Here is a 6,440-nt window from a genome sequence, read left to right as displayed (position 1 = left end):
CGCCACGGGCACCCCGGGACCGGGCCGGGGCCGCGCCCGCAGCGCGTCCAGCGAACCCACCGGATCCACCCGCCCCGCCGCCGCGAACCCCCAGTCCAGCAGGTCCCGCGCCTCCTCGTAGACCGCGAACCCCCCGCCGGCCTGCGGGTTCATCACCGTCACCACCAGCGTCCGCGCGCCTTTGCGGGCCGCCGCGACCAGCGTGTTCCCGGCGTTGGTGGTGTAGCCGTTCTTCACCCCGACGAGCCCCGGGTACGCCGACACCCCGTCCTCCCCGGTCAGCAGCCGGTTCGTGTTCGCGATCTCGTACGACCAGCCGCCGCCCCCGGGGAACCGGGCCCGCGCGAGCCCGCAGTACCGCGCGAAGTCGCTGTTGCGCAGCCCCGCCCGCCCGAACACCGCGAGGTCGTACGCCGACGACACCTGACCCGGCGTGTCGTACCCGTCCGGCGACAGCACGTGCGTGTCCAGGGCGCCCAGCGCCCGCGCCTTGGCCTGCATCCGCGTCGCCGTCGTCTCCCAGCCGCCGTTCAGCGCGGCCAGGACGTGCACGGCGTCGTTCCCCGAGTTCAGGAACACCCCGCGCCACAGGTCGGCGACCGTGTACGTACGGCCCTCCGCGACCCCGACCAGGCTGCTTCCGGCGCCGATCCCCGCCAGCTCCGCCGCCGACACCCGGTGCTGGACGCCGGCCGGCAGGACCGGCAGGACGGTCAGCGCGAACAGCGTCTTCAGGGTGCTCGCCGGGGGCAGTCTGCGGTGCGCGTCCGAGGCGGCGAGGACGGCCCCGGAGTCCGCGTCGGCGACGACCCAGGAGAGCGCGGAGACACCGGGCAGCGCGGGGGCTCCGGGGCGGGGGTGGACGGGGGTGCCGGGGCGGAGGAGGAGGGCGGGGGAGGGGGTGGCGGGAGCCGCGGGACGGCTCGGAGAGGCGGAGGCGGACGACCGGTCCGGTGCCTCCCGTACCCCCGGAGCGGGGCCGGCCGAGGCGACCGCCACCGGGCCCGCCGCCAAGGAGACCGCGGCACACAACGCGCAGGCCGTCACGGCGGCCCGGGAGGAGAATCCGATCGTCATACGGTCAACGTAGAAACGATCATGCGGATCGGCGTGCTGCCCGTGCCGATCGGGGGGTGGTGAGCACCCGGATGCCGTACGGAGGAGGTGGGCCGGGGTGTGTGCGCCTCTCACGCCCCCGGCAGCGTCGGCTGCACCTGCCGCAGGAACGCCGCGTTGTCCGGTGTCCTGCGCATCCGCTCCAGGAGGGTCTCCAGGCCGGTGCTGGTGTCGCGGGCGGCGAGGGCGCGGCGCAGGCCGTGGGTGGCGGCCAACTCGGCCGGGGTGAGGAGGAGTTCCTCGCGGCGGGTGCCGGAGGTGTAGAGGTCGACGGCGGGGAACAGGCGGCGGGAGGCCGGTTCGCGGTCGAGGCGCAGCTCCATGTTGCCGGTGCTCTTCAGCTCCTCGAAGTAGTAGTCGTCGGCCCGCGAGCCCGTCTCGACCAGGGCGGTCGCCAGGATCGTCAGCGAGCCGCCCTCCTCGACGGCGCGCGCGGCGCCGAAGAACCGCTTCGGGCCGAGGAGGGCGCCCGCGTCGACGCCGCCGCTGAGGGTGCGGCCGTTGCCCGGAGCCGCGTTGTTGTGGGCCCGGCACAGCCGGGTCAGGGAGTCGAGGAGGATCACGACGTCCTCCCCGGCCTCGACGAGCCGCTTCGCGCGCTCCACGACCAGTTCGGCGAGGGCGGTGTGCTGCCGGGCCGCCCGGTCGAACGTCGAGGCGTACACCTCGCCGTGCACCGAGCGCCGCATGTCGGTGACTTCCTCGGGGCGTTCGTCGAGCAGGAGGACCATCAGCCGGGCCTCCGGGTGGTTGCCCGCGACGGCCGCCGCGAGCTGTTGGAGCAGGACCGTCTTGCCGGTCTTCGGCGGGGCGACGAGCAGCCCCCGCTGCCCCTTGCCGACGGGTGCGAACAGGTCGGTGACCCGTCCGGCGAGCCCCGAGGCGGGGTGTTCGAGACGCAGCCGTTCACTGGGGTGCAGCGGCGTCAGCTCGGCGAACCTGCGGCGACCGCGCGTCTGTTCGGGGCCGCGGCCCTCGACGGCGGTGACCTCGGTGAGCGCGCGCCGGTCGCGCAGGCCCTGGACGAGGTCGCCCTTGCGCAGGCCGTGCCGGCGGATCAGCGCCACCGGGACCTGGGTGTCCTCGGCCTCCGGCAGGAGACCGGGCCCCCGCAGGTGCCCCTTCCCGCCGCTGTCGACGTCGAGGACGCCGGCCACGAGCCGGGCCGGGGGCTGCTGCTTGGTCGGGGGGTGTTCGAGTGTGGTGGTCATGAGGGTCGGTCCCTTCGCGGACGGACGGGCATGTGGCATGCGTGGGGAAGGAGAACGCCGCGACGAATTCGGAAGGCGACACGCACTTCCGGCGGCTGAGAGACACCCCGGTCGACGGGGTGGAGAAGGAGAGAGAACCGCACCGGCGCCCACGAGGGGGCGTACACGAGTGCTGTTCGCAAGGTACACACGGGGTACCTGGTCCTGTCAACCCCGAACCGGCGCCGAGCATTCCCACCGCGCACATGCGAACGCCGGCGCGACCGGCCCGAAGGCCGCTCGCGCCGGCGCCGTCATGCCACGGGCGCGGGCCCCGCGCGGAGCTACTGGTAGCAGCCGCCGACGCACTGGATGGTGATCGTGCCGGCCGTGCTCAAGGAGACAGGGTGGGCGGCGGCCGTGGGGACCTTGCTGGTCTCCCAGGGCATCGGGGCGGCCACCGCCTGTGCGGCGGGGGCGGTCAGTGCGGCGGTGGCCACGAACACGGCGGCGGCCGTGAGCCGGGACAGACGCATCTCGGAACCTCTCTTCGTGCGGACGGCCATCAGGGCGGGCCGAAGGGTGCCGTCGAAGAAGACGCCGGCCGGGCTCAGCCGGATGCGTCCGCCGCGATGTCGCCGAACCGGGCGGCCATGGCGGCCTGGAGGGCCTGCGCCGCCGACAACGGCCGTACCATCACGGTCAGTTCGTCGATGAGGCCGTCCTCGCCGACGTGGATCAGGTCGCAGCCCGTCAGCTGCCGGTCGCCGACCCGGGCGGTGAAGACCAGGGCGCTGTCCGCGCCGTCGGTCACCTCCCGTTCGTAGCGCAGGTCCTGGAAGACCTGGGCGACGACGCGGAGGATCGCGGCGGTGACGGCCCGCCCCTGGTAGGGCTGGTGGACGACGGGGCTGTTGAAGACGACGTCCTCCGCCAGCAGGGCGACGGCCGACTCCATATCCCTCGCCTCGACGGCTTCACGGAACGCGTGCATGCGGACCGCCTTTCCTCGGGAACGGCCACAATAGGCAGATGTTCAGCCCCGAAGGACCCCGCCTGCGTGAACTCGCCGTCCAGGCCCTGTCGTCCGTCGAGCACGGCTACGACCTGCTCGCCCCGAAGTTCGACCACACGCCGTTCCGCACACCCGCCCCGGTCCTCGACGCCACCGCCGAGGCGCTCAAGGCGGCGGGGCCCTACGGGGACGGGCTCGACCTGTGCTGCGGGACGGGCGCGGGGCTCAAGGTGCTCGGGGAGGTGTGCGAGCGGGTGACCGGGGTCGACTTCAGCGCGGGGATGCTGGAGCGGGCGGCGGGGCAGGGGGCGCGGCTGGTGCGGGCGGACGCGCGGGCGCTGCCGTTCGTCTCCGCGTTCGACCTCGTCGTCAGCTTCGGGGCGTTCGGGCACTTCCTGCCCGCCGAACTCCCGGGCCTCTTCCGCCAGGTGCACACCGCGCTGCGCCCCGGCGGCACCTTCGCGTTCCCCGTCGGCGCCCCGCCGAAGGTCTCGACTCCCGCCTACTGGGCCCTTCTCGGCTTCGACGGGGTCATGCGGGCCCGCAACGCGCTGTGGCGCCCGCCGTTCGTGATGTACTACCGCACCTTCCGGCTCGGCGACGTACGACGGGAGTTGACGGACGCGGGGTTCCGCGTCGGCCTGCGGGCGCTGCCGGAGTTCGGCACCCGGGACGACAAAAGCCCCCGCGCGCGACTGGTGACGGGTCACAAGGCGGCGTAGACGGCGTCCACGAGCGCCGACTTCCTCGGGTCGTCGGCGATATGGGGGCCCATCCGGTTCATCACGTACCCCAGGGACACCCGCGCCTCCGGGTCCGCGAGCCCGAACGACCCGCCGAACCCGTCGTGCCCGAACGCGCGCGGATTGGGCCCGTACGAGCCGTGCGCCCCGCTCAGCCACGGCCCGAGCGCGATCTCCGTGTCCCGCCCGAGCCGCGCCCCGAGCACCAGGTCACGGCAGCTCCCCTGCCCCTCCCGGACCCGTTCGACCGCCTCGGGGGACAGTAGTCCGCGCTCCCCGGCGAGCAGCCCGTACAGCTCCGCGACGGCCCGCGCGGTGCCGTGCCCCCCGCCCGCCGGGATCTCGGCGGCCCGCCACGCGGGGGAGTTGGCGGTGGGGGCGCCCACCGGAGGGTTGCCGACCGCGGCGATCGCGACCGGCGTCAACGAGGCCAGCATCTCGGCCTGCTGAGTGCTCGTCAGGGCGGGCGGCGGGACCAGCTCGGCGGCACGCCCGTACTCCTTCTCGGGCAGCCCGATGGTGAAGTCGATGCCGAGCGGGCCCGTGACCTCCCGCGCCAGGAAGGCGCTCGGCAGCAGGCCGGTGATCCGCCGGACCACCTCGCCGATCAAGTGCCCGAACAGCAGGGCGTGATAGCCCGAGGCGCTGCCGGGCTCCCACAGCGGCTTCTGCGCCGCGAGCCGCGACACGGTCGACTCCCAGTCGTACAGCTGCTCGGCGCTCAGCGGCTCGCTGAGGCCCGGGACCCCCGAGCGGTGGGACAGGAGGTGCCGTACGAGGACACGCTCCTTGCCGTTCTCGGCGAACTCGGGCCAGTAGCGGGCGACTTCGGCGTCGAGGTCGAGGAGACCCCGCTCGGCGAGGAGGTGGGCGCACAGCGCCGTCACGCCCTTGGTGGTGGACCAGACGTTGACGACGGTGTCCCGCTCCCAGGGACGGGTGCGGGCACCGTCGGCCCTGCCGCCCCACAGGTCGGCCACGGGGTGGCCGTCGACGAACACCGCTACGGCGGCGCCGAGTTCGTCCCGTTCCCGGAAGTTCGCCTCGAACGCCGCCCGGACCCCGGCGAAGCCGTCGTCGCAGTGGCCGTGCACCTCGGTCATGTGTCCTCCGCCGGTGATCGGAAACCGAACTCACCGGAACCTAGCGCGAGTTGATCCCCCGCAGCCAGCGCAGCCTCACCTCGTCCTGGTAAGGGCCGCCGCCCTCGTGGTCGTTGAAGTCGTACACCTCTATCCGCCTGTCGTCGTGCGCCCAGGAGTTGAACGCGGCGAAGACCGTCGAGGGCGGGCAGGTCGCGTCCTCCAGGGCGACGGAGAAGAGGGCGGGGGCGGTGGCGCGGGCGGCGAAGTGGACGCCGTCGAAGTAGGCCAGGGTGCGCTGGACGTCCGCGCTGCGGCCCCGGTGCGTCTTGAGGAACAGGCCGATCTCACGGTAGGGGTGACGGTCCGTCAGGATCGCGGCGCGCGGGAAGTCGCACAGGAACGGCACGTCCGGCGCGGCCCCCGCCAGGTCGGGCACGAGCCCGGCGACCGCGATGCTGATGCCGCCGCCCTGGCTGCCGCCGAGGACGACCGTGCGGGAGGCGTCCGCCAGGGGGTGCGAGCGGGCCGCCTCCACCGCGCGGACGCCGTCCGTGAACACCCGCCGGTAGTAGTAGTTCTCCGGCGCGTCGATGCCGCGCGTCATGAACCCCGGGTACGCCGGGCCGCCGCCCACCGGGTCCGGGGTGCCGCCCCCGCCGCCCCAGGCGCTGCCCTGGCCCCGCGTGTCCATGATCAGGTGGGCGTGGCCCGCCGACGCCCACAGAAGATGCTCGTGGGGGAGGCCGCGCCCGCCGCCGTAGCCGATGAACTCCACGATCAGCGGGAGGGGGGCGGTGGTGTTCTTCGGGACGGTGAACCACGCCTTCACCGGGTGGCCGCCGAACCCCGCGAACGTCACGTCGTACACGTCGACCGTCGTCAGCCCGGTGTCGACCGGATCGAAGCGGGCGTCGAGGTCGTGCTCGCGCGCTTCCTGGAGGGTCTTCGTCCAGAACGCGTCGAAGTCCTCCGGTGGCACCGAGTCGCTGCGGTACTCGCGGAGTTCTTCGAGGGGGAGGTCGAACAGGGGCATCGGTGACCGCCTTCACGGGAAATGTCGGACGGGATCACCGTACGTGGCGCGGGGGAGGGCCACCAGAGCCCGAAAGTTTTCGGTTCCCGCAGGTCACAGGGCAGGTCAGAGGGCGGGGTCAGGCCCGGCGGCGGGTCCACTATGGCATCGCCGCCCGCGCCGAGCAGCTCCCACAGCTCCTCGGGCGTGGTGACCCCGCCCGGGAGGCGGCAGCTCATGCCGACGATGGCCACGGGCGCGGACGACGCCTCGACAAGC

At 73.8% G+C, this 6,440-nt stretch carries 7 protein-coding genes and 1 pseudogene; 1 reads left to right on the top strand and 7 read right to left on the bottom strand.

Annotated features, from left to right (window positions below; translation table 11 throughout):
• From ACVNF4_RS30700 to ACVNF4_RS30685, 4 genes are all read right to left on the bottom strand, one after another.
• The coding region (locus ACVNF4_RS30700; RefSeq protein ID WP_461806154.1) for a D-alanyl-D-alanine carboxypeptidase family protein at positions 1–1,077 on the bottom strand (1,077 nt) is incomplete at its 3' end.
• 110 nt (positions 1,078–1,187) lie between these two features.
• Positions 1,188–2,366, bottom strand: a complete 1,179-nt coding sequence (gene rho, locus ACVNF4_RS30695; RefSeq protein WP_461806153.1) for a transcription termination factor Rho — start codon at positions 2,364–2,366, stop codon at positions 1,188–1,190.
• Between the two features lie 284 nt (positions 2,367–2,650).
• Positions 2,651–2,842 carry a hypothetical protein gene (locus tag ACVNF4_RS30690; RefSeq protein ID WP_461806152.1) on the bottom strand — a complete coding sequence of 64 codons (192 nt, stop codon included), beginning with the start codon at positions 2,840–2,842 and terminating at the stop codon, positions 2,651–2,653.
• 74 nt (positions 2,843–2,916) lie between these two features.
• On the bottom strand, positions 2,917–3,300 hold the full coding sequence (locus tag ACVNF4_RS30685) for a nuclear transport factor 2 family protein (protein ID WP_461806151.1): 384 nt from the start codon (positions 3,298–3,300) through the stop codon (positions 2,917–2,919).
• A 38-nt stretch (positions 3,301–3,338) separates the two neighbouring features.
• On the opposite strand from ACVNF4_RS30685, the gene ACVNF4_RS30680 reads away from it, so the two are divergent.
• Positions 3,339–4,043 (top strand): class I SAM-dependent DNA methyltransferase, encoded by a 705-nt coding sequence (locus ACVNF4_RS30680; RefSeq protein ID WP_461806150.1) that lies wholly within the window; start codon positions 3,339–3,341, stop codon positions 4,041–4,043.
• Here ACVNF4_RS30680 and ACVNF4_RS30675 read toward each other — a convergent pair.
• The 3 genes and pseudogenes from ACVNF4_RS30675 to ACVNF4_RS30665 all read right to left on the bottom strand — a co-directional run.
• Positions 4,028–5,167 (bottom strand): serine hydrolase domain-containing protein, encoded by a 1,140-nt coding sequence (locus ACVNF4_RS30675; RefSeq protein WP_461806149.1) that lies wholly within the window; start codon positions 5,165–5,167, stop codon positions 4,028–4,030. The two genes, ACVNF4_RS30680 and ACVNF4_RS30675, sit on opposite strands and share 16 nt — an antisense overlap.
• 40 nt (positions 5,168–5,207) lie before the next feature.
• A complete protein-coding gene (locus ACVNF4_RS30670) occupies positions 5,208–6,182 on the bottom strand; it encodes an acetylxylan esterase (RefSeq protein ID WP_461806148.1) in 975 nt (324 codons plus the stop codon).
• A gap of 113 nt (positions 6,183–6,295) precedes the next feature.
• A pseudogene (locus ACVNF4_RS30665) lies at positions 6,296–6,415 on the bottom strand (beta-ketoacyl synthase N-terminal-like domain-containing protein); the annotation flags it as partial.
• Positions 6,416–6,440 lie beyond the last annotated feature (25 nt).

The organism is Streptomyces sp. S6 (assembly GCF_054880855.1).
The sequence above is the reverse complement of the archived record's forward strand: the minus strand, read 5'-3'. Positions and strand labels throughout refer to the sequence as shown.

What these genes read in the sequence shown, in the direction of transcription:
- ACVNF4_RS30685 (WP_461806151.1), bottom strand. Translation starts at nt 3,300, where the DNA reads ATGCACGCGTTCCGTGAAGCCGTCGAGGCGAGGGATATGGAGTCGGCC.
- ACVNF4_RS30690 (WP_461806152.1), bottom strand. Translation starts at nt 2,842, where the DNA reads ATGCGTCTGTCCCGGCTCACGGCCGCCGCCGTGTTCGTGGCCACCGCC.
- rho (WP_461806153.1), bottom strand. Translation starts at nt 2,366, where the DNA reads ATGCCACATGCCCGTCCGTCCGCGAAGGGACCGACCCTCATGACCACC.
- ACVNF4_RS30670 (WP_461806148.1), bottom strand. Translation starts at nt 6,182, where the DNA reads ATGCCCCTGTTCGACCTCCCCCTCGAAGAACTCCGCGAGTACCGCAGC.
- ACVNF4_RS30675 (WP_461806149.1), bottom strand. Translation starts at nt 5,167, where the DNA reads ATGACCGAGGTGCACGGCCACTGCGACGACGGCTTCGCCGGGGTCCGG.
- ACVNF4_RS30680 (WP_461806150.1), top strand. Translation starts at nt 3,339, where the DNA reads ATGTTCAGCCCCGAAGGACCCCGCCTGCGTGAACTCGCCGTCCAGGCC.